At 69.6% G+C, this 23,159-nt stretch carries 18 protein-coding genes; all 18 read left to right on the top strand.

Going from position 1 to position 23,159, the window contains the following annotated elements:
- Positions 1–2: 2 nt before the first annotated feature.
- The 18 genes from DVS28_RS27300 to DVS28_RS27220 all read left to right on the top strand — a co-directional run bounded on the left by DVS28_RS27300 (position 3) and on the right by DVS28_RS27220 (position 23,123).
- Entirely contained in the window at positions 3–998 is a 996-nt protein-coding gene (locus tag DVS28_RS27300; RefSeq protein WP_114594791.1) for a type IV pilus biogenesis protein PilM, read from the top strand.
- Between the two features lie 139 nt (positions 999–1,137).
- The gene (locus tag DVS28_RS27295) at positions 1,138–1,497 is read left to right on the top strand and encodes a hypothetical protein (protein WP_164711183.1); all 360 of its coding nucleotides are present in this window, start codon (positions 1,138–1,140) and stop codon (positions 1,495–1,497) included.
- A gap of 267 nt (positions 1,498–1,764) precedes the next feature.
- Positions 1,765–2,490 (top strand): prepilin-type N-terminal cleavage/methylation domain-containing protein, encoded by a 726-nt coding sequence (locus DVS28_RS27290; RefSeq protein WP_114594789.1) that lies wholly within the window; start codon positions 1,765–1,767, stop codon positions 2,488–2,490.
- 120 nt (positions 2,491–2,610) lie between these two features.
- A complete protein-coding gene (locus DVS28_RS27285; RefSeq protein ID WP_164711182.1) occupies positions 2,611–3,198 on the top strand; it encodes a hypothetical protein in 588 nt (195 codons plus the stop codon).
- Positions 3,199–3,210: 12 nt separating this feature from the next.
- Complete coding sequence (locus DVS28_RS27280) at positions 3,211–4,107, top strand: hypothetical protein (protein ID WP_114594787.1); 897 nt, start codon at positions 3,211–3,213, stop codon at positions 4,105–4,107.
- Positions 4,108–4,363: 256 nt separating this feature from the next.
- Positions 4,364–10,231, top strand: a complete 5,868-nt coding sequence (locus tag DVS28_RS27275; protein WP_164711181.1) for a prepilin-type N-terminal cleavage/methylation domain-containing protein — start codon at positions 4,364–4,366, stop codon at positions 10,229–10,231.
- Between the two features lie 102 nt (positions 10,232–10,333).
- Complete coding sequence (locus tag DVS28_RS27270; protein WP_114594785.1) at positions 10,334–11,800, top strand: cell wall-binding repeat-containing protein; 1,467 nt, start codon at positions 10,334–10,336, stop codon at positions 11,798–11,800.
- A gap of 845 nt (positions 11,801–12,645) precedes the next feature.
- Positions 12,646–12,792, top strand: a complete 147-nt coding sequence (locus tag DVS28_RS28965) for a hypothetical protein (RefSeq protein ID WP_164711180.1) — start codon at positions 12,646–12,648, stop codon at positions 12,790–12,792.
- 679 nt (positions 12,793–13,471) lie between these two features.
- Complete coding sequence (locus DVS28_RS28960) at positions 13,472–14,365, top strand: hypothetical protein (RefSeq protein WP_164711179.1); 894 nt, start codon at positions 13,472–13,474, stop codon at positions 14,363–14,365.
- A 102-nt stretch (positions 14,366–14,467) separates the two neighbouring features.
- On the top strand, positions 14,468–16,018 hold the full coding sequence (locus DVS28_RS27260; protein WP_114594783.1) for a cell wall-binding repeat-containing protein: 1,551 nt from the start codon (positions 14,468–14,470) through the stop codon (positions 16,016–16,018).
- Between the two features lie 402 nt (positions 16,019–16,420).
- Entirely contained in the window at positions 16,421–16,900 is a 480-nt protein-coding gene (locus tag DVS28_RS27255; RefSeq protein WP_164711178.1) for a hypothetical protein, read from the top strand.
- Between the two features lie 270 nt (positions 16,901–17,170).
- Positions 17,171–19,414: a sigma-70 family RNA polymerase sigma factor gene (locus DVS28_RS27250; protein WP_114594781.1), complete on the top strand. Its 2,244-nt coding sequence runs from the start codon at positions 17,171–17,173 to the stop codon at positions 19,412–19,414.
- A gap of 35 nt (positions 19,415–19,449) precedes the next feature.
- On the top strand, positions 19,450–20,535 hold the full coding sequence (locus tag DVS28_RS27245) for a hypothetical protein (protein WP_164711177.1): 1,086 nt from the start codon (positions 19,450–19,452) through the stop codon (positions 20,533–20,535).
- A 7-nt stretch (positions 20,536–20,542) separates the two neighbouring features.
- Positions 20,543–21,499 (top strand): M23 family metallopeptidase, encoded by a 957-nt coding sequence (locus DVS28_RS27240; protein WP_114594779.1) that lies wholly within the window; start codon positions 20,543–20,545, stop codon positions 21,497–21,499.
- Positions 21,500–21,754: 255 nt separating this feature from the next.
- Entirely contained in the window at positions 21,755–21,976 is a 222-nt protein-coding gene (locus DVS28_RS27235) for a hypothetical protein (RefSeq protein WP_114594778.1), read from the top strand.
- Between the two features lie 57 nt (positions 21,977–22,033).
- Positions 22,034–22,510 carry a type IV pilin protein gene (locus DVS28_RS27230; RefSeq protein WP_114594777.1) on the top strand — a complete coding sequence of 159 codons (477 nt, stop codon included), beginning with the start codon at positions 22,034–22,036 and terminating at the stop codon, positions 22,508–22,510.
- Positions 22,507–22,797 (top strand): hypothetical protein, encoded by a 291-nt coding sequence (locus DVS28_RS27225; RefSeq protein ID WP_114594776.1) that lies wholly within the window; start codon positions 22,507–22,509, stop codon positions 22,795–22,797. Before DVS28_RS27230 ends, DVS28_RS27225 begins: the two co-directional genes overlap by 4 nt.
- Positions 22,779–23,123 carry a hypothetical protein gene (locus DVS28_RS27220; RefSeq protein WP_216826629.1) on the top strand — a complete coding sequence of 115 codons (345 nt, stop codon included), beginning with the start codon at positions 22,779–22,781 and terminating at the stop codon, positions 23,121–23,123. Before DVS28_RS27225 ends, DVS28_RS27220 begins: the two co-directional genes overlap by 19 nt.
- Positions 23,124–23,159: the final 36 nt, after the last annotated feature.

Genomic DNA, 23,159 nt, shown 5'->3' with positions numbered 1-23,159 from the left:
CCATGACCGACACATCCGTCATCGACAACGACCACACCGTCCCCACCACCGACACCACCCATGTCGGCATCGCCATCGGCCCCGTGACCATCACCGTCGCCGAGGTCTCCCACGGACCCCACGGGCCCCTGCTGACCCGCTTCGGCGCCGCCCCCACCCCCGTCGGGGCGTTCTCCGGCGGCCATCCCGCCGACGCCGACATGCTCGGACGCGGCATCGCCGCAGCGATGATGTTCACCAACCCCACACCGGGCTCCACCGTCCATGTGGCGGTCTCCGGCCCAGCGGTGTCACGCACCGTCAAGCCCGAACCGACCGGCAACCCCACACGGGACGACCGCGCCACCAAAGCCGCCCACTACGGCCTCAACGAACGCCAGATCGCCGCCTACGACACCAAACTCCAACCTGGCAAGGGCATGACCATCGGCCCCAAGCCCGTCATCGGCATGATCCGGGAGGTGCTCGCCTCCGGCAACATCCCCACCACCGCGATCATCCCCGCCGGCATCGCCGCCGCGGCAGGACTACCGCCGACACCAGGCACCTGCGGGCTCCTTGTCGTCGAAGGCGACAGCGTCACCGGCACCATCTTGGCGGACAACGACCCGTTGATCGTCAGGACCATCGACGGCCTCGGACGGGCCGACGCCGTGCGCACCTGGTTGCGCGACGGACGCATCGACACGTCTGCCGCCTCATCGATGGCCAAAGCCTCCGAGGACCTCGCCCGCCGCATCATCGGGATCTCGCCGGTACCGGGCCAACGCATCTACGTCGCCGGTGACGCCGCCACCTACCCGGGCGTCATCGACGGACTGAACGCCGCCATGCCCGACAACGTCTCCATCCAGTTGGTCGAGGGGGTCGCCGACCACATCGCCGGCCCCGTCGCACTGACCGATGACGAACGCGCCACCGTCGGCCCGCGTCTGCTCACCGCGCTTGGCGCAGCACGACTCGGTGCGTCCGGCAACAACGCCACACTTCGCGGCTGACATAGCCGGCCCCAGCCCTCCGACGCCGGCGCCACAAACGCGGCACAAGGATCAGCTCTCGATCCACGAGGATCCTTATAGGGCCCGCCATAAATGGCGGGCCCTCCGCATGTCCGCACCCGACGGAATGGAACGGGCGATGAGCGACCCGATCACCGCCGACATCACCGCAATACTCGCCGGCGACAGGCCCAGCGAGGAGGCCGTCCGCGTCGTGGTTGCCGCACTTGGGGCCGACGCATCACTGGCACAGGAGTACTCGGCGGGCTGCCAGGACGCGGCCGACCTGTTGGCCGCCCTCATCCTCCCCGTCCTCACCGGCGACCTGCTGACCACCCGCGCGATGCTGCGCCGGGGACGTGTCGCAACAGACCCGGGGCGAACCGCAGCAATGATCGCGGGACTACCAGGTCCGGCCACTCACCCCGCTGGCACCAAGGGATGGTTCACCAGTCTCGCCCGGACCCTGCTGGATTCCGCCGTCCCGCACACCGCATAGGCACGGAACCCGCAACGCGCGTCGCATCACGTGCCGACCGGCGCGGCTCGTTGAACCCAGCACCACGGCACCCCACGCCCACCGGCATCTCACCCGGGCCCAAGTGTCACTGATCGGGCTCCCGCCGACCATCCAAACCGGTTCCGCGCGAAGCAGTCGCGACGGGCGGCACCAACAGGACAGAGACAGACCGCCCGTCACGGTGCCTTCCGGGTACCAGGGCAAGCCCCACCGGTACCCGAAACAAATCACAGGAGAACAGAACCCATGCTGACCACCCTCGCCCGCCGCGACCGCGAGAACCGGGGCTTCACCCTGGTCGAGCTCGCCGGCGTCATCCTGGTGATCGCGATCCTCGCGGCCATCGCCATCCCCGTCTTCCAGATCTTCCAGCAGCGCTCCCGCGGCGCCGCCATGGACTCCACCGCCAGCAACTTCTCCAACAGCCTGGTCGCGCTGTCCCAGCAGCGCGGCCGCGCCGCCAACGACGTTCGCGACCTCGTCGCTGCCTACCTCGAGCTGCCCGCCGTCGACCAGGAGTCCGTCGCCCTGACCGTCTACGGCGACGACGCCGACGACGCCGGCGAGTCCATCCTCCTCGACCGCGAGGACTACGAGGTCATCGCCCTCATGCAGACCTTCGGCGACAACGTCCGCGCCGGCTGCCTGTTCCTGCCGCCGCAGGAGGCCTCCGGTGAGGCACCCGTCTACATCCGCCACCTGTCCACCTACAACGGCGAGACCGTCGACTGGGGCACCGCCGACGCGTCCGACGACGTCACCAACGGCATGGTCGCCGACGTCACCCAGCCCCTCTGCAACAAGGGCGTCAACTTGGCGGTCAACACCGAGGAGGAGGGCGTCTTCATCGAAGCCGCCGACGCCCTCGGCGGCTTCGCCGCTGTTGACTGGAGCGACAACGGCGTCGACAACGAGGACTTCCTCTTCGATGACTCCTCGGAGGCCACCTACGCAGGTCTGATCGGCGACTAGCCGACACGACCGGCAACCCTGCCGGGCCCAACCCCCCATCCGGAACCCCGCCCGTTGTGGGCGGGGTTCCCGCCTTCCCGCGAGCGTGCGCCCGGGCACAACCGGCCGACCATCACCCACGTGACCGCCACATCCATCCACCAACGCCGGACCGCAAGAGGCGTGACGACCATCGAGGTCGCCACCGTCGCCCTTCTCCTGGCAATCGCCGTTGGCGTCGCCATCCCCGTCGCCCAGTCCTCCCAACGCTCCGGCGAACTCGGCGCCGGACGGGTCAACCTCCTGGCTGTCGAAGCAGGCCTGCTTGACCTGCCACCCGACACCTGGCCCACCGCAGGATCAACCGCAGGCCCGATCGTCAACGCCCTCAACGACAACGGCATCGACGTCGCATCCGGGATCGACGGGCCCTCCCAAGGCCCCGACGACCCCCGCCTGTCGGACTACGACGCGACCACCGGCCCGACCGGAACCGTCCTCGTCGCCGTGTCCGCCGCCGGCCAGACCTGCCTTCTCGCCCGCTACACACCCGTGGAGGACGACGACGGCGACCGGCGCGCCCCCGAGTCCGTAGCCACCACCTGGGCCACTCACACCATCGACGTCGACGCCGGGGTCATCTGCGACGCCCGCAACCTGCCGGCCGGCACCGGCCACACCGACGTCCTCGGCAGCCCCGACAACCCAACCGACCTCGACACCCTCTAAGGACGGCCACCCGTGCTCCTCACCATCCTGCTCATCGTCCTCCTGCTCGGCGGCGCAGGCCTGATCGGCTACGCCTTCCGCGACCGCATCGTCGACTGGTGGGCCTCCCGAAACGACGACGACCTCGATGACGACTTCGACGCCCCGGACCCCGCCAACGTCACGGACAACCCCAAGGCCTCGCGACTTCCCAAGATCGGGATGCGCAGAGGCAAGAAGGCCAAGACGACCAAGGTTGTCCTCGGTGAGGACGGCATGCCCGAACCGGTCGACGTGCCCTGGCCGACCGACAACGGGCCCGCCGTCACCCTCCCCGACACTGACGTCGACCCCGAGGAACTCATCGACGTCATCACCGCAGAGGCGGCACGACTCGAAGCGACACGCGACATCCTCGAGGACACACAGCCCGACAGCGGGCAAGGCGCCTACGCCGACGCCGTGTCCCGCCTCCGGGTCATCGCCCACTGGGCCGACACCCACATGTTCGAAGCCGACGGGTGGGACGGCATCACCGACCGGGTCGACGAGCTCGCACGCCACGCCTCCGGGCTCGTGGTCGGCGACACCGCCACCGTGCTGCCGGTGCCGTTCCCCATCGCGTTCGGATCGGCCATCCCGACCGGCGGCACGATCGCGGCCGGACCCCACGCCGACAGGATCGGCCGGGCCTACGAGCTCCTCGGCGTCACCCGACCCCAACGGGTCGTTGTCACCGAGACCACGGCGAAGGTCGAACGGTTCGAGTCCATCGAGTCGGGCACCGACCTCACCGGCGTCGAGACCGCCACCGCAGGCAGGGCGAAGAACACCGCCGCACCCGAACCCGCAGGGGTGAAGGCCGAGGAACTGACCCTGCACACCTCCTACGGGCTGCCCGACCCGCTGCCCGACACAGTCGGGGTCTGAGCAGGCACGGGTAGCACCGGTCCCAGCGACACGGCACCCGGGTCGAGACCGCCCAGGGATGAAGAAGCCCGGTGCCTGGCAACAAGCAGTCGACCGCCACAACTCCTCAGCGATGGCGCCCGCCCTCGGCGACGGCAGCTCTCTCCCCAGAGCATTGCCCGGGCGAAGGGTCTGGGGCCCTGCCTCCGACTGTGCGGACAGGAATGAGGTGTGTGACGACCATCACTCACACCCACGCCCTGTCCCCGGAGGACCCGTGCTTTCCAGCCGTACCCCGAACCCCCGCTCGCCCCGCGGATTCACGCTCATCGAACTCGCCGCCGGCGTGGCGATCATCGGCATCATCGCCGCGATCGCCGTCACCACCTTCCAGCTGGTGTCCCGACGCGGCGAGGCCCACTCGATTGACGCGACGCTGCGGCAGGTCGAACAGGTCGCCCAGGCCGACAGCGTCGACGCGGTCGAGGGCGACGGGTCAGACCCGGCAAGCCAGCTGTTCCAAGCAGCCGGAACGGTCGTGATCCCGCAGGAGGAGATCGACGAGGGCACAGCCTCCCCTGTCATCGCAGACATTGGCAACGGTGTGGTGTACGCCCACCGGTACGAGCAGTGCCGCGTCCTCGTGCTCGACGGCAGCAACGGTGGGCAGGGCACCATCTACAGCCTCGAAGAGTTCCTGGGCTCCACCGACCCCGAAATCCAGGCGATCATCGCCACCGACACCGACGGGTTCATCGGTTGCGAGCCCGGCGAGTTCGCCCCCTCGCCGCTGTTCAACCCCGACCCGCCCGGCACCCCGGCGGTCACTGCCACCCCCGCAGCGGGACCAGGCTCCGTCAACGTGACGTGGACCCCCGCCGCGGCCGTTGCTGGCAGCCCTGGTACCCCTGGCAGCCCCGGCAGCCCCGGAGTGTGCGACCCGCCACCACCGCCGACCTTCCTCACCGACACCAATGGCGACGGCTGCCGCGACTCCACCTACGTCCCGCCGACCCCACCGACCCCACCGACCCCACCGACCGCAGGGACCGGTGAGGCATCGGCCTTCGAGATCTCCTACGACGACCCCAACAGCGACGCGCCCGCACGGGTCCACGAGACCGTCCCCGCAGACACGCTGAGTTCGACCATCAACGGACTGCCCGACAGCATCCACGACTTCTGTGTCGTGGCGATCAACAACGCTGGCCGGTCCGCTCCCGGCTGCGACCAGGCAACACCCGGCGCCGCCGACATCACCGCCCCCAACCCGACCCTCGTCCCGTCCAACGCCACCCTTGCCGTCGACTGGGACCCGCTGCCCGCAGAGCAGAACATCGGCGCCTACGACATCCGCATCGACGGGGCCGGCTCCGGTGCGCCTCGCGGCCCCATCCGGGTGCAAACCACCAGCTACGTCTTCGACGGCCTCACCAACGGCACCCCCTACACCGTGTTCGTCCGAGGTGTCCGCGGCCCCGGCACCGCATCGGAACAGATTGGCCCCGAAGGACAGGCCACCGGCACCCCGCAAGCAGGCGGGATCGTCCTGCCGCCCCGCAACCCCATCGCCGCACCCGACGGCCAGGGCGACGACATCCATGTGGTCTGGGAGGCCTCCGACACCCCGGAGATCGACCGATACGAGATCCACCGTGCCGAGGCCGGCACCACCAACTGGCAGCCGCTCGGCACCACTCCCGGTGACGCCACCGGAGCCGAGGACCTCGACATCAACGACACCGAGGACGCCGCCGCAACCCTGCCGCGCCCCGAGTTCGGCATCACCTACTCCTATCGGGTCCGTGCAATCGTCGACGGGCTCACCCCGTCTGACTGGGCCGGACCCGCATCCGCCCGCCTCGGCGACACCGTCGACCCCATCGACGTCGGCAACGTCATTGCCACCGTCCACGACCACGAGGGCGTCACCGCCGCAGACGAAACCGTCTCCCCCGGCCCGGACCAGCCCACCACCGTCGTTGCCGACGACTCAGGCCGCTACACCCCACCGGCCGGCTACCCGTTCACCCCACCGGGCGGCTGCACCGACGCGCCGGCCTGCACCGAGGTCCAGTACCCCCTCACCCCCCGCTACCCGATCAACAACGAGATCGAGGTCCGCTGGACCCTGCCAGTCGACCCCGACCGCAACGCCGTCCGGGTCGAGGCCAACGGGATCCGCCTCACACCCGACCCCGGTCTACCCCTCGGCGACTTCAACCCCAACACCACCAGCATCGTCCTCGTTGACGTCCTCGACGGCGACTACGTCTTCGACGTCTACGCCGTTGATGCCGCAGGCAACACCTCCGGGCGCATCACCTCCAACCAGGTGACCATCGACACCACCGCACCGCCGCTTCCCGTCGACCGGCAGGCCGTCGACGTCCCCCGCAACCCGTCCAGCGACAACCCGCTGCTGCCCGCCCACGACGTCGACCTCACCTGGGACGTCGGTCCCGCGTTCGACCTCACCGGAGCCACGTTCATCCTCGAACGGTGCGACACCCCCGTCGGGTCACCGGTCGACCCCTGCTTCAACGACCCGGCCGAATGGGGAACCCTCACCCCTCCGGTCGACCCCGACGACGAACGGTTCACCGACGACACCGTCGAGTGGGGCTGGATCTACTGCTACCGCGTCCAGGCCTACGACACCGTCGGGAACCGCTCCTGGTTCGCGCTGTTCGACGCCGTCGGGGACGGCGCGACCCCTGAGGGCTGCATCGAAACGCAAGACGACTTCGACCCCCAACCCGACCCCGACCTGGTCGTTGAGGAGGCCCACCGCCAGCTCGACCTCGACTGGCCCGACACGCAGGAACACCCGCGCCAGTCCGGCATGGACCGCTACGACATCGACCGTCGCCAGCCACCCGGCCCATTCAACCTGTGGGACACCAACCCGTTCCCACCGGGCGACTCCGATGCAGTCGATGCCGACGACGACGGCGACATGCCCTGGTTGCGGCTCTACGACTACCGGGTGACCGCCGTTGACCGGGAAGGCAACGCCACCACCGGCAGCTCTGCCGACGGCATCGCGCTGGACCTCTACGACCCCATCAGTCCCGGTGCCGCCCCACCCGCCGGCTACGACACCTACCCGCTCGTGGCGGGCTCTGGGTCGTGGAACAGCACCACCCAGGGGACCACGGCCCTGACCCCGTCCGACGGTGCCTTGCAGACCGCCACGCCGCCGACCCCCGGTGCCGATGAGGGCGAACGCCGCATCCTCATCGATTGGCCCGACTCCATCGATGACTACTCAGGCATCGGCGGCTACGAGGTCTCCCGGTACTCCAACGGTGCCACCGACCCCGCCGGCCCACAGCTCTACACCGTCGGTGGCGCCCCAGGTAACGACCAGTTCGTCGTGCTTCCACCGGGCACGACCAGCATCACCCAGACCTCATGGCACACCCCCGGATCCGGCGGTCTGTACTGGGGAACCACCTACTGCTACCGGGTCCGCGCCTTCGACAACGCCGCCGACCACCCGCGCCAAGCGATCGACAACTACTCGGCATGGACCGCAAACGGCACCTCACTCGGCCAGCCCGGCTGCTCCACCCCCGACGACCACACCGACCCCACCGTCCACGACTTCCACGTCCAACCCATCTCCGACACCGATGTCGACGGCCAATCCGACATCCTCTGGTCCTTCGACGGGGCAGCGGACGACTTCGCGGCCCTGAACTCCATCCGGGTCACACGCACATTCGACTCCTGCGAGAACAACCCGTGCCCCGGCCACAGCGTCGGGCAGGTCGAGACGGTGTACTCCGACACCGCCCTCGACTCGCGCGGTCGCCCCGGTGGCCCCTACTCCGACGACGGATCGACCGCCACCGGATGCAATGAGGTGTGGGACTACCGACTCGAGGCCACCGACCACGCCGGCAACGTCTTGCGCATCGACGTCCCCGACGTGTCCTGCGACGGCTCCGGTCAACCCCCAGGCACGACCGCCGGTTGCGGTGACCCCGGGATGCCGGCATGCCCCGAACCCGACTGCGACACCCCCGGCTTCGGTCCGTGCCCCGACTCCACACCCCCCGGAGGTCTGCCGGCCAACCGCGTCGCAGCGGTCAAGTCCCTGGAGCACTCCACTCACGTCGTGTGGCGTGACGTCGCATCCACTGACCCTGACGGCGACTTCCTCTGCTACCGCGTTGAGTACATCGCCGTTGGACACAACCAACCGGATTCGGCGTTCAACGACCCCGCGCTGTGGGTGCCCGTGCCCGGCACCAACGCCGCCACCGGCTGCACCACCACCACCAACAACTACTGGCACGGCCAACCCGCCGGGAGCCGAAACGGCCACCTGCTGCCGGGCACCCTCGACCCGGCACAGTCCTTCGTCTACCGGGTCCGTTCCATCGACACGGCCCGCAACACATCCGCCTGGGCCCAGACCGGCCGAGCCGAACCATGGGCCCGACCCACCATCGTCCGGACCACCAACACCACCCCGTTGGACGGCCCCATCAACCTGACCTGGCCCGACACCACCGACCTCGACGACGGCGGTCTCAACAACGGCCTCGCCACCGACGCCACCTACCAGATCCAGACAGCCACCAACCGCTGCGACACCCCCGCCAACCTCACACCCACCGGCAACCAAGTCACCGGCAACACCCACACCCTCCCCGCCCCACCAGACGACACGTGGGGCTACCAGGCCGTCATCCCCGTCGACCCCGAAGGCCACCCGACGCTCCTGGAACGCGACGCCCCCACCGGCGGCACCCGCTTCCACGACACCCTGTGCTCCCACGAAGGCGGCCTCCCCACCATCACCACCGACACCCCCGAAGCCTTCCGCGCCGACATCCGCACCTGGCCCGGCCAACAGATCGCCGGCGGCCAGACCCAATCGACCGTGCAGGTCCGATCCGCCGACAACACCGCCGCCTGCCCAACCGGCACCACGGAAGTCAACAGCGACCGTCACGGCCTCCACGACGACCTCGGACCCTACGAACAGAACACCAACCACGCCTTCTGCGCCGCATCCACCGACAAGTACGGCAACCGAGGCCCATGGGCCGACATCACCGACACCATCCTCGACCTCACCCCACCAACCAACCCCATCGTCGGCATCGCCCAGAACAACCCGCGCGGCCCCGACCCCTCCGTCTGGATCGCAGAGATCCGCGACAGCCGCTTCAACGGCAACGGCACCGGTGCCACCTACTTCCGCTACCGCTACGTCGACCGGGACGGCGACGTCCGGTTCAACAGCGAACTCATGGCCTCCACCGGCAACAACCTGCCCGACGTCGGTGCCCCCTACGGCGAGATCTACCACCTGCAGGTCGTGTCCTGTCACCCTGACCGGTCCGGCGACGAATGCATGCCCTGGACCGACGCCGCCGACAGCCTCAGCACCACCACCGGACGACTCAGCAACACCACGATCCAGTCGTGCCCGGACGCGGCGAACGCCATCAACTGCACCGGACGGTCGGCGTGGGCACTGAGGTATCAGAACACCAGGGAGACGCCGACGTACTCGGTCACCCAGAACGTCGGCGTCCGTTCCGACTCCGGAGTCACCTGCGGCAGCATCGTCACCCCTGGCGGCGAATGGACCCCCAGCAACGATGGCACGACCTTCTGCTACACCGATCTCGGTGGCAACCCCTACACCGGCTTCGGTGACGGCGGCACCTGGGTCGGTCAGTCCCACCGCGGCTTCTACAACTGGGGCGCGGGTTTCGGATCTGCTGCCGGTGGCCCTGCTCTCGTGGGCAGCTACGACCTGTCCGACCCGAACGGGTATGGGCAGATCAGCTGTCCTTCGGGGACGACCCGGACCAACGGGCCCAGCTGGGGGGGTGGAGTCGGGCGTGGCAACGACGGCACGGCGCTGTGTGTGGCAAACAACAGCTCGGCGCAGTACGCCACTGTCTCTGGCGACGGTACTCCCTCCAATCCGGACGCGATCCGACTCCCCACCCTGGTCGACAACCCGATCCCGGACCCGTGGCCCCTTGCCGAGCCGAACTGGTCGTGGCCTGAGTACAGCAGTTCTGGCTATCCGGAGCAGTGCACCAGCGCCGCGTGCCAAGCGAACAACTTCGCTAGTGATGAGTTCGGCCGGGACTATCCCGACCGGCCATGACGGTGATGTTGGGCGGACGCTGACGCGATCGCGTCGGCCGGATGACCGTCCGTGCGAGGATGGTCACATCACGCAATCGACCCCGACACCGGGACCACCCACATGACCCGCACCACCACCCTCACGGCCACCCTGATGGCCCTGCTCATCGCCGTCGCCAGCCTCGCCGCGCCCGCACACGCCCAAGAGATCGTCGAGGGCCCCTACGACTACGCAGCCGCCTACACCGACGCCGAGAACGGCATGTCGGCGGCGCGAGAGGGACTGTCACGCGGCCCGTTGACCGGCGGGCACGAGGATCTCCGCGCGGTCGCGGAGGTCTGGGCGGAACGGGCCGCCAACGGCGCCCCCGACCCGGTCGACGTCACCGAGGTGCCCGATGCCGCCAACGCCTACGGCGGCCTTTTCCACCGCGACTTCAACCGGGCCGATGGTCAGCAGGGGTTCCGGGACGCCGTCTATGACGCCACGGCCAGCACCGGCGTGCCCTACGCCGAGGATGGCTTGGACAGCCATGGCGTCGGCGCGGTCGTCGTCACCCCAAGCCCCGTCCACCCGGACTTCCAGGACCGGGTCTACGTCGCCTACGTGGTCCGTGAGACCGAGGCCGGAGCCACCCCCGGCCCCGATCCGGAGCCGGAACCGGAGCCCCAGCGGCGTCCGCCTTTCCGAGTGCTCGAGGCTGATCCGGCGGCTGCTGCTGTTGGGTTGGCGAAGATGACGTGGCCGTCGCTGCACTCCGCTGCCCATGCGGTGCTGTCGCGTGACGACGTGTTCGCTGACTCGTTGGCAGGGTCGCCACTGGCCGGTGATGGGCCGGTGTTGTTCACCGGCACCGACCAGCTGGATGCGGTGACCGCTGAGTTCCTGACCGACTGGTTCCCGGCCGGTGCGACCGTCTACCTGCTCGGTGGTGAGGCGGCCCTGTCGCCAGCAGTCGAGCAGGCGGTGGCCGACCTTGGTCTGGTCCCGGTCCGGCTGGCCGGGTCCGGTCGGGTGGAGACCGCCCTGGCGATCGCCCGTCATGCCGTGGAGCTGTACGGGCCACCCGACCGTGTACTGGTGGCGCGTGCCGATGACTGGGCCGACTCGATCGCGGTCGCCTCTCGTGCGGCGGCGACCGGCCAACCGGTCGTGTTGACCCCGACCGACCGGGTCCCGGACGCGGTCGTCGACTTCGTCGTCTCGTCGGGCGGTCTGCCGACGGTGTTGGGTGGGACTGCTGCGGTGTCTCAGCAGGCGGCCGACCAGCTGGGTGCCCATGACCGGGTTGCTGGTGCGACCCGTGACGAGACTGCGTTGGCGGTCGCGGAGTCCCTGTGGGGGCTCGAGACCGGTGGGGTGGCGGAGCTGTTTGTCATTGATGGTGACATGGCCGACGGGTGGGCGTGGGGTCTGGCGGCGGCTGCCCGCCAGGCCTCCCGTGACGCCGCGCTGGTAATGATCCGTGGCGAGCACGTTCCTGCCTCCACTGCCGGCACTGCGGCCTACTGCCTGCCGGTCACGATCGTGGGCGATTACACGGTGATTGCTGAGGTGATGGACTCGATGTTCACCCAGGAGTGCTGACCAGTCCGGTTTGCTGTTGGTGTCGTCTGGTGTGGGCCGGGCTTGGGGTTGTCGGCGCTGCTGGTCATCGGGACGGTCTGTAATCCGGGAGTTGACTTGCGGGCTGGGATGCCGGGGGAGGAGGCGCCCCTGGGATCCTGAGCGGTGGGGCCGGTCGGGTCTGGCATGTCGGCTCGGGTGCGACGACGATTCGTATCCGGCAGGGTCGCCCTGCTCGGCCCGGTAGCCGCGATCGTGATCCCTGCGGTGGAGGGATCACGATCACCGTGCGTGGAAGTTCGTTCTCGACCTGGCCTTGGTCCCGACGGACGAGCTGCCCCCATGGGTCCTTGTCGGCGGGCTGATGGTGCGGGCGCTGGTCCATGCTGCGGGTGTGGTACCGAAGCGTCAGACGACTGACGCGGACGTGCTGGTTGACATCCGCGTCGGGCGTGGGGTCCGTGGCGGATGGCCGAGACGGTTGTGGATCGGTTCGGTCTGGGGCCCGACCCCAGCGTGACCGACGGTCGGCTCAACCGGTTCACCGACCGGCCGGCCGGTACCGGAGGCGCGGTGCTCAGGGTGGACTTGCTCGCCCCCGACGTCTCGGGTGCCGACCTCACGACCCTTGGGTCGGATCGACGGTGGCGGTGCCCGACGGCGCGCGTTGCTGGGGGACGCGCGACGTGTTCCGGTGGGCTACGACGGGGTCCGTGCACGGGTCCCGTTGCCCTTCCCCGGTGGTGCGGTCATCGCCAAGTGGCGGGCGCAATACCGAGATCGGCGTCCAGGAGTACCCGGAACGCCATGTGTAGGACGTCGCCCAGTTGTTGTCCTGCCACGACCCGCGGGATCTGCTCGCCACGATGCATTCGCGGGGGGATGCCGTCCGTGTCCTGGTGCTCGTCGACGGGATGACCGATGCGCGCGCCATCTGGCGGCACGCCGTGGACGACCCGGACGTGGTGGAGGATGTCCTGTTGGCCCTCGCGGCCGGCGTCCCCGGTCGGTGAGGAGAAGGGGTCGCACGACGACACTGCGGCTTGTTGGTGGGCGTCCGGGGGCGTGTGGTCGACCGTAGTGGGGGTGACTGCGCTGATTGGTTCCCGTGTCCGTGTCGTTGTTGTGATGGCCGTCGTTGTGGTGGCGGTGCTGGTGTGGGCGTTGGTTGGTCCGTCCTCAGGGGTGGCTGGTCGGGAGTGGCCGCACTGGGATGGTCCGTTGGCGGCCGATGATCTGCCGCCAGCGGTTCGTGCGGTCCCCGTCGACCCGGCCGTTGCCGTGGTCGGGTTGGACGATCCGGTGCGGGTGCTTCCGCCGGACCGGGTGGTGCCGGTCGATGAGGTGGACGGCTGGGCGGCGCGGTCGTGGCCGGTGGTGAACGTGGGCCAGTGGGGCCGGTGGGCCGAGGCGACTGGGGCGCCCGCGGTGCTTGTCGCCCAGGCGTTGGATGGTCAGTGGCCGCGCAGCCTCCCGGTGCCGCCGACGGGGTTCCGTACTGATGGGGGGTTGGCATCGGGCGGCGCGGTACTTGAGTCCGATGGCCGGTTCGGTGGGTGGTGGCGATTGGACTGGGCTGTTGCTGATGGCCGGTTGTTGGGTGATCCGGCGGCCGGACCGGTGGTGGTGCCTGGGGGGCCGGTGCTGCCTGATGGGGGGCCGTTGGACCCCGGGGAGGTGTCCTGGCTGGCGGTGACCGACACGCTGACGGCGTTGTTGGAAGGGGCGCGTGTTCCGCATCGGGCGTGGACGTTCACGATCGCTGATCCGGTGGAGGGTGTGGGCTGGTCGGAGGTGACGTTGCATCCGGTGGTGCCGGGGTCGTTGCGGGCCGATGTTGGGTCGTCGTTGCGGGGGTTGCCAGCGTCGACGGTGCGGATGGTCGCTGGTGAGGAAGGGCCGGTGGTCGTCGGGGTGGACCTGCACGTGGCCCGGTGGGTGCACGAGGAGGTGCCAACCGATCTGGGGGCTGGGTGGCCCGAGACCGGCGCTGCCGCTGGTGGGGCGGCCGGTGAGGGTGTGGCCCGGGTTGATGGTGACGAGGGGTTGGTTGTGGGGGAGGGGGCAACCGGGTTGGGTGCGCTTGTGGTGGCCGATCTGACCGGCACTTCGTCGATGGATGGCCTGTTGACGGTGCCGGCGGGGTTGTGCTTGGACCTGCCCGGCCCGGTGCTTGACCGGCTGGTGGGGTCTCCGCGGCTGCTGGCCGGCCCGAACCTGTCGGATCTGTCGGCGGTGCCGGGGGCGATGGACTCATGTGATTGGTCGGGGCCGGATGGGTCGGTCACGGCGCTGCTCGCTCCGTACGGGCCGGCTGACGGGGCGAAGCCGGTCGCCCCGGATGGTGGGTCGGTGGTCCCGGTGGCGGATGGCTGGGCGATGGTGTACCCGCAGCCGTACGGGGGGACGTGGACGATCCAGCTGGTCTGGGACGATGTGGACCGGTCACTGGTCATCGACGTCACCACCGGCGGTGCGACCCCGGACTTGCTGGTGGGGTTGGCGCAGGAGATCGCCGATGGGGTGCCGCCGGGTTGGCACAACACGATCCTTGGCGAGGTGGTCCGCGACTACCCGGACCGGTGACGGTCTGGTGGGCCTGGTGGTCACGGGCGGGATCGGCCCCGGGTGCGGCGGGGTGCAGGACGGGGGTGGCGTGTTGCCGGTGGTGGTCGACTGTGAAGGGGCATGAAGCACTCACTGTTCGTCCTGGCCCTCGTTGTTGTCTCGGCGTTCGCCGCACCCACCAGTGCCGAGTCGTCTGCGGGTCCGAATGAGCGGGCGGTGGCTGCCGACCTGTTTCGGTTCGCCAACGATGAACGGGCCGAGCGTGGCATCGCCACCGTGGCGTGGGACGACGGGTTGGCTGAGGGTGCGCAGGAGTGGGCTGAACACCTGGCGGAGACGACTGGGCCGTGGGAGATTTACCACTCACCACAAGCGGGTGCGCCCGGGTACGGGTACGACTCGATCAGCGAGGCGGTGCACGCGTTCTATTACGGGTACGGGCCGTTCGACAGCCCGGATGACTTCACTGCTGGTCGGCCGCATGAGTGGTGGATGGGGTCGGACGGCCACCGTTCGGTGATCCTGGACGATCCGCGGCGGGCGATGGGGGTGGGCGTGGCGTGCCACGAGGGCGAGTTCGTGGTGGTGGAGTGGTTCGGTTGGGTGTCGGAGGACGGTCTGGGGGAGGGGGGCGTGCCGCCGGCCGAACCGGTGGTGCATGACGATCCCGCTGAGGGTGCCTCGTGTGCGACCACGACCGGTGAGTATCCGGACCCGGCACCATCTCCGACGCCGACCCCGACGCCGACGCCGACCCCGACGCCGACGCCGACCCCGACTCCGTCGCCGTCCCCATCGCCATCGGAGTGGCTGACGATGACCAGGCGGGCCGGGGCGAACCGCTTTGCGACCGCGGCGGCGAACGCTGACGTGGTGGTCGGCACCTACGTGATCGCGTCGGGGGAGAACTGGCCGGACGCCGTGTCCGCCGCACCCGTGACGTTGGATGACGGGGCCCTCCTGCTCGTTGAGCGTCTCCGGGTGCCGGCGGAAACGCGTGACGTCCTGGTCAACACCCGGCCGGAACGGCTGGTGCTGATGGGCGGGACCGCAGCAATCTCCCCGTCCGTCGAGGCCGAACTTGCCTCCTACGCCCCCGGTGCCCAGGTGGTCCGGCTGGCCGGTCCCGAACGGACCACGACCGCAGCGGCTGCGGCAGCATGGGCGCCGCGGACCGGATCGGTCGTCGTCGTTGATGGCGGCGAGGTGTTCTCCGGGATGCTCGCGGGGTCGTCTCGTCGCGGTCCCGTGCTCCTCGTCGGCCCCACCGGTCTGCCCAACGAGGCAATCAACCACTTGCGGGAGGCCGACATCAGCCGTGCCTACGTGTACGGGTCGGCACGGTCCAGCGAGGGGTTGGCCAACCAGCTGCTCACCGAAGGGGTGCTGCAGGTCAACGTGCCCGGCGACTCCGAGGCCGACCCAGACAGGACGTCGCACCGGCATGCCGTGGACGTCTACCGGTCGGCGTCGCGCGCGGTCATCGCCTCGGGCGCGTCGTGGCCCGACAGCCTCACCGGTGCCGCCTATGCGGCGCGTGAGGGACTGCCGTTGCTGTACGCGATGCCGGACGAGTCGACGGACTGGTCGGTGATCGACGAGCTCGGCACGAACCATGTTCTCGTGATCGGTGGGACGGCTGCCATCCCCGACGGTGCCCTGCCCCAGTGATCCTCCCCTGCTTGTAGTCGGTGCTTCCCGCCGTCTGGCTGGTGGCCGCAACGGTGTTGGCCCCCTGGGGTGGACGGACCGGGTATGACTGCTGCGACGAAGATGTGCGGCCATGCGGCGGGGGCGGGTGGCCATCGGGCGGGTGCGGGTATCCCTGGTTCGGCTCGTCCGCTGGGCAGGGTGCGTCGGCGGGTCGGGCTGCGGACCGGATCGACGCGGCGGCCCCGGGCCCGGGGTGACGCAGCGTATCGGGCGGACCACCGTGAACGGTGGCGGTGCCGGGTCGGCGCGGTCGTCCGACCCCGGCGTGTGTGTCCAAGCCTCGTCAGTCCGATCCGGCACCCGTCCAACCCCTATCCCTTGGCACGGTCCGCCGTGCATGACCGGTCGACCATCACCCCCATGAACCTGACCCGACTTGCACGCCGGCGCCGCACCAGAGGTGTGGAGATCGTTCAACTTGCGGTGGTCCTGGTCGTGGTGGGGATTCTGACGTCGGTGTCATACGGGCTGTTGCGCGAACCGGCGGACGCTGCGCGTGACAACTACGTGGACACGACGTTGCGTGCCATCGACTTGGAAGCGCGGGCGCGAGCCCGGCAGTCGCAGTCCGGCAACCCCGCAGAGCACCTGCTGACCGTGGTCGCGGACACGATCACGATCCCGGAGCAGGAACTGGCGCTGGCGGTGGAGGAGGAGCAGCGGTTCCGTCTGGTCGTTGTGCGGGACGCCCCGTCGTTGGGGGACGGCAGGGTGGTGCTGCTGCGGTTCGGGTCCTGCGCGGCCCTTGAGGTGGACCCGACTGGGCGGCGGCCAGGGGATGTCGATTTCGGTGCCTGTGAGGCTACCGACGTCATCGCCGGCGGCCCCTTCGGAGACTGACGGCCACACGGGGAAGCGAGCAGCCCCAGCTGAAATGTCGGGTCAGGTTACACCTTCTCCAGTTTTCTTCACGGGACACGGAGTGGGCACCAAAAGCGCAGGTCATAGGCGGTTTTTGCATTTCGTTGGGACCGGTCGGGTGACGGCGTCAACTGGTCACGTAAGCGCCTCAAGGCAGCCCTTTCGGCCAATCCCTCGGAATGACCCAGTCGGACACACGACCGCCTGCGGGACACCGCACGGGAACCGGACCGACAGGGCTGAAGGCGCATGAAGAACGACGACATCCAAGACTGGACGCAGCAAGTTGTTGGCGACGCGCTCGCTGTCGCCGCGATCGAGCGGGCATCGGCCAAGGCCGACACCTCGCCGGAGATCCGCCGCATCGCCGACACCGTCATCGGCAACGACCGGATCAGCGACCCCGCCGACGCCGACCTCGGTGACCTCGACGGAATCAACGGGCACCTCCGGGGTGACCGCTTCGACGTCACCACCGTGGGCCTACGCGCCGGGGCCGCCATCGACGAGTACGCCGCGCTCATCATCGGTGACACCATCAGCGCGTCTGACCGGCAGCGGCTGCGCCGACACGCCGTCGTGTCGTGCCTGACCAGCGTGACCGACCACGCGTTGCTGCGGGCCTCCGCCCGCTGGTGGCTCGCCGTCCGCGCCGCCGTGGACGCCACCCCCGAGCAGCAGCGCACCCGCTTCGCCGACATCGAACTGAACGAGGCGGTCACCTCGATCTTCGCGTTGGGGGCCGGCCCGTTGGCCAACAAGCGGGCGCGTGTCTGGCGGCACGGTGCCACGACCGAATGGGACGACCTGCTGCAGGCCGCCCGGCTCGGGATGATGATCGCCCTCGACAGCTACGACCCCAACCAGGCCCCCCTGTCATCCCACGCGCACTTCCGGATGCTTGACCAGGTCCGCGACGAGGTGTGGAGCAACGAGCACCCCCACCTGACCCGTGCCGCGTTCAAGGCCAAGCGGGCGATCCTCAAGACCGCTGAGCGGGTGGAGAACGAAACGGGTCTGCACCCCCACGACGAAACCCTCCACGGACTCGTCGTCGACCGCCTCGCCCGGCGACCCAAGCCGATCCTTGTCAACAAGCAGGCCGTGGCACAGGTCCTGATGCCGACCAGCACCGTCAGCCTCAACGCCACCGCCGGCGGCGACGACGGCGACGAGTACCTCGACCTGACCGCCGACACCGCAGCCGGTCCGGTGGAGGTCGTCGAGTACCTCGACACCCTCGCCAAGGTCGACGAGATCATGACCAAGGTCCTGGACCCCGAACTGCGCGACATCCTCCAGCGCAACCACGGACTCGGCGGCTACGAGCCGCAGGACCTCTCAACGATCGGACAGACCTACGACCGGTCCCGCACCTGGGCCGGAGGACAGAGGAATCGAGCCCTGAGCATCATGCGACACCCCGTTCTGCGCCGCGAGATCGAAGGGGCCCTGGCGGACCCCAGCCACCTCACCGACGGCACCCCCATCCTGGCTGACGCCAAGTCGGCGCGACTGTCGGAGCGCCAGGCCTACGTCGCCCGGTGGCTCCTGGGCCACGGCGGACCGCCGGAGTCCGGCACCCCGCAGCAGCGCATCGACAAGGTCGCCGACCGCATGAAGATCTCCTCCGAGGAGGTCAAGTGGATCGCGATGACCGTCAAGATGGTGATGACCGGCAAGATCCCACCGACCGACGCGCTGTACGCCCCCGCGACCAAGGCGGCCACCGGCGCATACCAGCGCGTTCGCGACATGGCCGACGAGGTCCGCGGCATCCACGCCGAGCAGCAGGCACGCGCCGAACGTGCCCGCGCCGCCGCCGCGACCGCCACCGGGGACGCCGCCGACGTCGCCCGCAAGGACGCCGCTGACGCCGCCAACACCGCCAACATCGCCCGGATCGCCGCGTCCGCGTGCGAGGACGCCGCCGACACGCTCGTCGACATCATCGAGAGGCTCGAGGAGTGGGCGGCCGGTGAGGAGACCGCCTACCGGCACGGCCGCGCCCGGCTGGTGTTCGAACCCGTCGCGATCATGGAGGCCGCGTTCGCTGCGGCGCTGCAGGCCAAGCAGGCCAGTGCCCAGACCGCACGTGCCGCAGGCACCGACGCGGCCGCCGTTGCCGCAGCCGTCGAAGCCATCCAGCCGGTGGACATCCCTGAGCCCCCCAAGCGTCGCCGCAGCCGTCGTCCCGCGACCAAGGCCAAGCGGAAGAAGCGCACCGTCGTCAAGACCGACGACAAGGGCTGCTCGGTGATCGAGGACGGCGTCAAGTGCGGCGAGGAACACTCGGCGATGGGATGGTGCAAGCGGCACCACTCCCGCTGGTACCGCACGGGTACCCCAACGGGAATCGAGTCGGAGCGTGCCGACTGCACCAAGGACGGCTGCACCGGCAAGTGGGCCAAGGGCGGGCTGTGCAACGCCCACTGGAAGGTCGCCAAGGCGCAGCGCGAAGCCGCCAGGGCCGCCAAGAAGGCCGCAGCCTGAGGCACCCGGGCAGGCCGCGGCCGACCATCTGACAAGTGACCGCTGCCCTTCTTGCCGTTCTCCTTGCCGCCATGAGCGGCGCTACCGCCGTGCGGTACGCCGGACGACGCCTGCCCCACGTGCCGGTGGACACCAACACCACCGCTGAAGCCCGCTACCTCGCCGCCTACATCGCCTGCGCTGACCTAGCCGGAAACGACGCAATCAGCGTCGACGGCGACGTGTTCAGCCTCCCCGAGCACCGCGACCTGCACCGTGCCGTCAACGGAGGAGCCGGGGTCCCGAGTGAGTTCCCTGCCGGCGTCGCAGAGGCGGCCGACGCCGACACCCACGCCGCCGACGTTGCCGAGTTGCGTGCCGTGGCTGTGTCCGGTGACCCGCGCGACTCCCTCGCGCTGGACTGCCTGCTCGCCGCCCACACCGGCCGGCAACTCACCGGACGGATCGAAACGGTCGTGGCCAACACCGCCGATGACCCGCAGGAACGGTTCGAACGGCCGCTGGTCCGCGCAGCCTGGAACCCGCCCGCCGGTGCCATCACCGCCGGTGCCGTCGTCGCCGCCGGCCTGACCGGTGTCATCGCGACACAGGCCGGGGTGGCCGCCGCCGCCGCACTCATCCCGTTCGTCGCCGGCGGCCTCCTGCTGGCGGTCATCGACTGGGCGACCGCGTGGGTCGACACCGGGATCGCCAAGATCTGGGCGGCCGTCACAGTCGTCGCTGTGGGCGCCCTCGTCGCCTCCAACGCCGCAGCGGTCAACCCTGCGGCCATCGGTGCCGTCGCGCTCATCATCGGCGTCCACGAGGCGGGCGGAGCCGTGATCCGCAACCGCCGGGGGGTGGAAGGTCACGGACTCGGCGACACCCTCGTCATGCCGTTGCTCGCCGGGGTCCCCTTGGCGCTTGCGACCACCGGCACCGGCCTGCTCGGCGTTGGCCTGGCCACCGCGCTGGTGATGGCCGTCTGGGGGGTGACGTTCATCGGCACCGCCTGGTGGACGACCCGCGCCACCGGGCAGTCAATGCTCGGCGTCGCACTTCCCGCCGTTCCGGCCTGGACGGTCGGGCCGGTCCTCGCCATGCCCGTCGTCGCACAGGCCTTGACCATCGCGAACCTGTGAGCCCCAGATGACCCGAACCCTCGCCATCGCAGCCATCGCCCTGGTCGTCGTGTTCGCCGGGTTGCCGGCGACCGCGGACGACGACCACACCGACGGTGGGGCATCCGGCCTCGGGCCGTCAGGCAGCGACCTGACCGTTGCCGAACTGCTCGAGCGGTCGCAGGCGTTGACGTTGGACCACCGTCACGCCATGAGCCGCATCGCAGCGCTCGACAGCCTGCTGCCCGGCACCGCCGACGTCACCGAACCGTTGGTCGCCGACCACTACGAGCAGCGGGCCGCCCAGCTCGACATCGACCTGTACGTGGCCACCGTGGAGTTGCAGAGCGCGGCCGCAGCGGCCGTGCCCGACGCACTGGATCAAGCCGCCACGTGGTTCGACATCGCCGGCGGGACCACCGATGCACCCCCGGTCCCCGAGACGCTGCTGACCGCGCCGCTGGACGCCGACCCTCTCGCGTTCGCCAACCCCGCGACCGGCGACACGGTCGGGATCGGCACGGGCCTGTCGCAAGGCGGCGGGTACGTCTGCCCCGTCGGTGGCCCCGTCCGGTTCATCAACGACTGGGGGTTCCCGCGGTCGGGAGGACGGACCCACAAGGGTCTGGACATGTTCGCCAGCATCGGCACGCCCCTGTTGGCCCCGCGCGACGGCGTCACCAACCGGATCACCTACACCGATACCGGCCTGGGCGGCATCACCGTCCGCATGGTCGATGACGACGGAATCTACTGGTACCTCACCCACCTGTCGGCCGTCGCGCCCGGTGTGGTGCCAGGGCAGAGGGTGGTCGCCGGGCAGGTGCTCGGGGCGACGGGGAACACCGGCAACGCCAGATACACGCCCCCCCACTTGCACGCGCAACGCCACCCTGGTGGGCCCTCCAGCCCGGCAGCCCCCCTGTACGAGTTCATGGTTGCCGCCTGCCAAGGCAACTTCTCCACCGCGATCCAGCAGGGATAGGGCGGCTCAAGACCGTCCGTCCCACCGTCGGGGCCGGATTCGAGTTGTGTGGGTGCCGCCGGGGGTGCTGTCCCGACGCGAGGCGGTGGGCGAAGGCCAACGCGACCAAATCTCCGGTTCCGAACGGCTGTCACACCCTCGGGCTCCCTGGTTCCGTCGAACCGGGTGGACTGACCGGCCGCATGCGCAACCCGCACCCGGGCAGCCCTCCGCCAATGGTGACCGGTGAAGCGGCCGATCAGGAGCACCGACACGATGTACACCCAGACCACCCCTGTTGCTGACGCACGGATTGATGACGACGTCCTGCGTGTCGTCGACTTCGACGACAACCTCATCGTCATCGACACCGACGGCCGGATGCCATGGATGGTGCTTGACCGGGAAGGCGGCCTGGTCGGCTTCCACCCGCACGACGACACGACCGCAGCGGCCTGGATGGAGCTCGCGCGCAGTCTGGCGTTGGCCGCCGCCTGACCCGGGCGGCCGCCGCGTCGACTGCCCCGACAAGGGTCCCGGTCGACCATCAACGGCATGGGTCGATCGGATAGAACGCGCGGGTTCACACTGGTTGAGCTCGCCGCGATCGTTGTTGTCGTCGGCATCCTCGCCGCAGTCGCGATCGTGGCGGTCAACCGGGCCCGCGAATCCAACGAACTGACGTTGGCCGACCAATCGGTTTCCTCCGTCGCCGCAGCCCAGTTCGACTTCGCAGACCGCTACGGGACGTATACCGACTGGCCCGCCGACCTTGACCTTCCTGACGGGCCCCAGGTTTCCGCTGGACCGTCAGACCGGTCCGGCGTCGTCTCACTGGCCATGTCCACCGACGGGGCCATTGGCCTGGCCGCCGGCAACGGCTCCGAGTGCGTTCTCCGGACCATCACCTCCCCGTTGGACGGCGCGTCGGTGACCGAACGGACCGTCGGCGACAACGTCTCCTGCTCCGGTTCCTCAGCGCTTCCCAGTGGATCGGAACGAACTGTGCCCGAGTCGAGGCTGCCGCTGTGAGCGGCTACCTGGGAATGACAGCGGACGTGGTCCCTGCAGACGCAGCAGAGCTCGTTGAAGCTGACCTGCGGCAGCGCCTTGGCATGCTCAGGGCAGCGGTGTCGGCCCACCATCCCGACGCCGACCCGGAAGAAGTCACCGCGAAGATGTTCGACGTCTTGATGGAACAGGCGGCCCAACGTCTTGTTGACGCCGACCTCGACCCCAACAGGGAACGCTGCCTCGAGCTCCTTGCCGAACGCGGGGTGTTGCGACACCTCGACACACCATGGGCCCGTATCCGATGAGTCGCCTGTGCGCCGCCCTGGTCCTGTTGGGCTTGGCTTCCGCTGGCTGCGGCGAGGCCACCGACCGCGACGCGCTCGTTCGCAGCGAACTGGTGCAAGCCGCCGAGAGCATCGTTACTGATCCGGGAGTGGCGGGCAGGGATCTGCCGGCCGGTATCGACGTCCACGCCACGGCCCCGTCCGGAGACGATGTGGCGGTGGCGACCCTCACGGCGCAGGGGCCGTCGGGAACCTGCTACGCCGTGGAGGTGGCGTTCCCCGCCGGATGGTTGCTCGACGGAGACCAGGCCCCAGCAGCCGGAACGGTTGAGCCCGTCGACTGCTGACCGGCGACAGCAGTGTCGATCCGGACGACCATAACG

This window comes from Euzebya pacifica, assembly GCF_003344865.1.
Lineage (GTDB): Bacteria > Actinomycetota > Nitriliruptoria > Euzebyales > Euzebyaceae > Euzebya > Euzebya pacifica.
The sequence above is the reverse complement of the archived record's forward strand: the minus strand, read 5'-3'. Positions and strand labels throughout refer to the sequence as shown.

Bases quoted from the DNA above. Each gene is read 5' to 3' on its own strand.
- DVS28_RS27250 (WP_114594781.1), top strand. From the start codon at position 17,171: ATGAAGAACGACGACATCCAAGACTGGACGCAGCAAGTTGTTGGCGAC.
- DVS28_RS27270 (WP_114594785.1), top strand. From the start codon at position 10,334: ATGACCCGCACCACCACCCTCACGGCCACCCTGATGGCCCTGCTCATC.
- DVS28_RS27290 (WP_114594789.1), top strand. From the start codon at position 1,765: ATGCTGACCACCCTCGCCCGCCGCGACCGCGAGAACCGGGGCTTCACC.
- DVS28_RS27260 (WP_114594783.1), top strand. From the start codon at position 14,468: ATGAAGCACTCACTGTTCGTCCTGGCCCTCGTTGTTGTCTCGGCGTTC.
- DVS28_RS27300 (WP_114594791.1), top strand. From the start codon at position 3: ATGACCGACACATCCGTCATCGACAACGACCACACCGTCCCCACCACC.
- DVS28_RS27240 (WP_114594779.1), top strand. From the start codon at position 20,543: ATGACCCGAACCCTCGCCATCGCAGCCATCGCCCTGGTCGTCGTGTTC.
- DVS28_RS27235 (WP_114594778.1), top strand. From the start codon at position 21,755: ATGTACACCCAGACCACCCCTGTTGCTGACGCACGGATTGATGACGAC.
- DVS28_RS27255 (WP_164711178.1), top strand. From the start codon at position 16,421: ATGAACCTGACCCGACTTGCACGCCGGCGCCGCACCAGAGGTGTGGAG.
- DVS28_RS27230 (WP_114594777.1), top strand. From the start codon at position 22,034: ATGGGTCGATCGGATAGAACGCGCGGGTTCACACTGGTTGAGCTCGCC.
- DVS28_RS27220 (WP_216826629.1), top strand. From the start codon at position 22,779: ATGGGCCCGTATCCGATGAGTCGCCTGTGCGCCGCCCTGGTCCTGTTG.
- DVS28_RS27295 (WP_164711183.1), top strand. From the start codon at position 1,138: ATGAGCGACCCGATCACCGCCGACATCACCGCAATACTCGCCGGCGAC.
- DVS28_RS28965 (WP_164711180.1), top strand. From the start codon at position 12,646: ATGCATTCGCGGGGGGATGCCGTCCGTGTCCTGGTGCTCGTCGACGGG.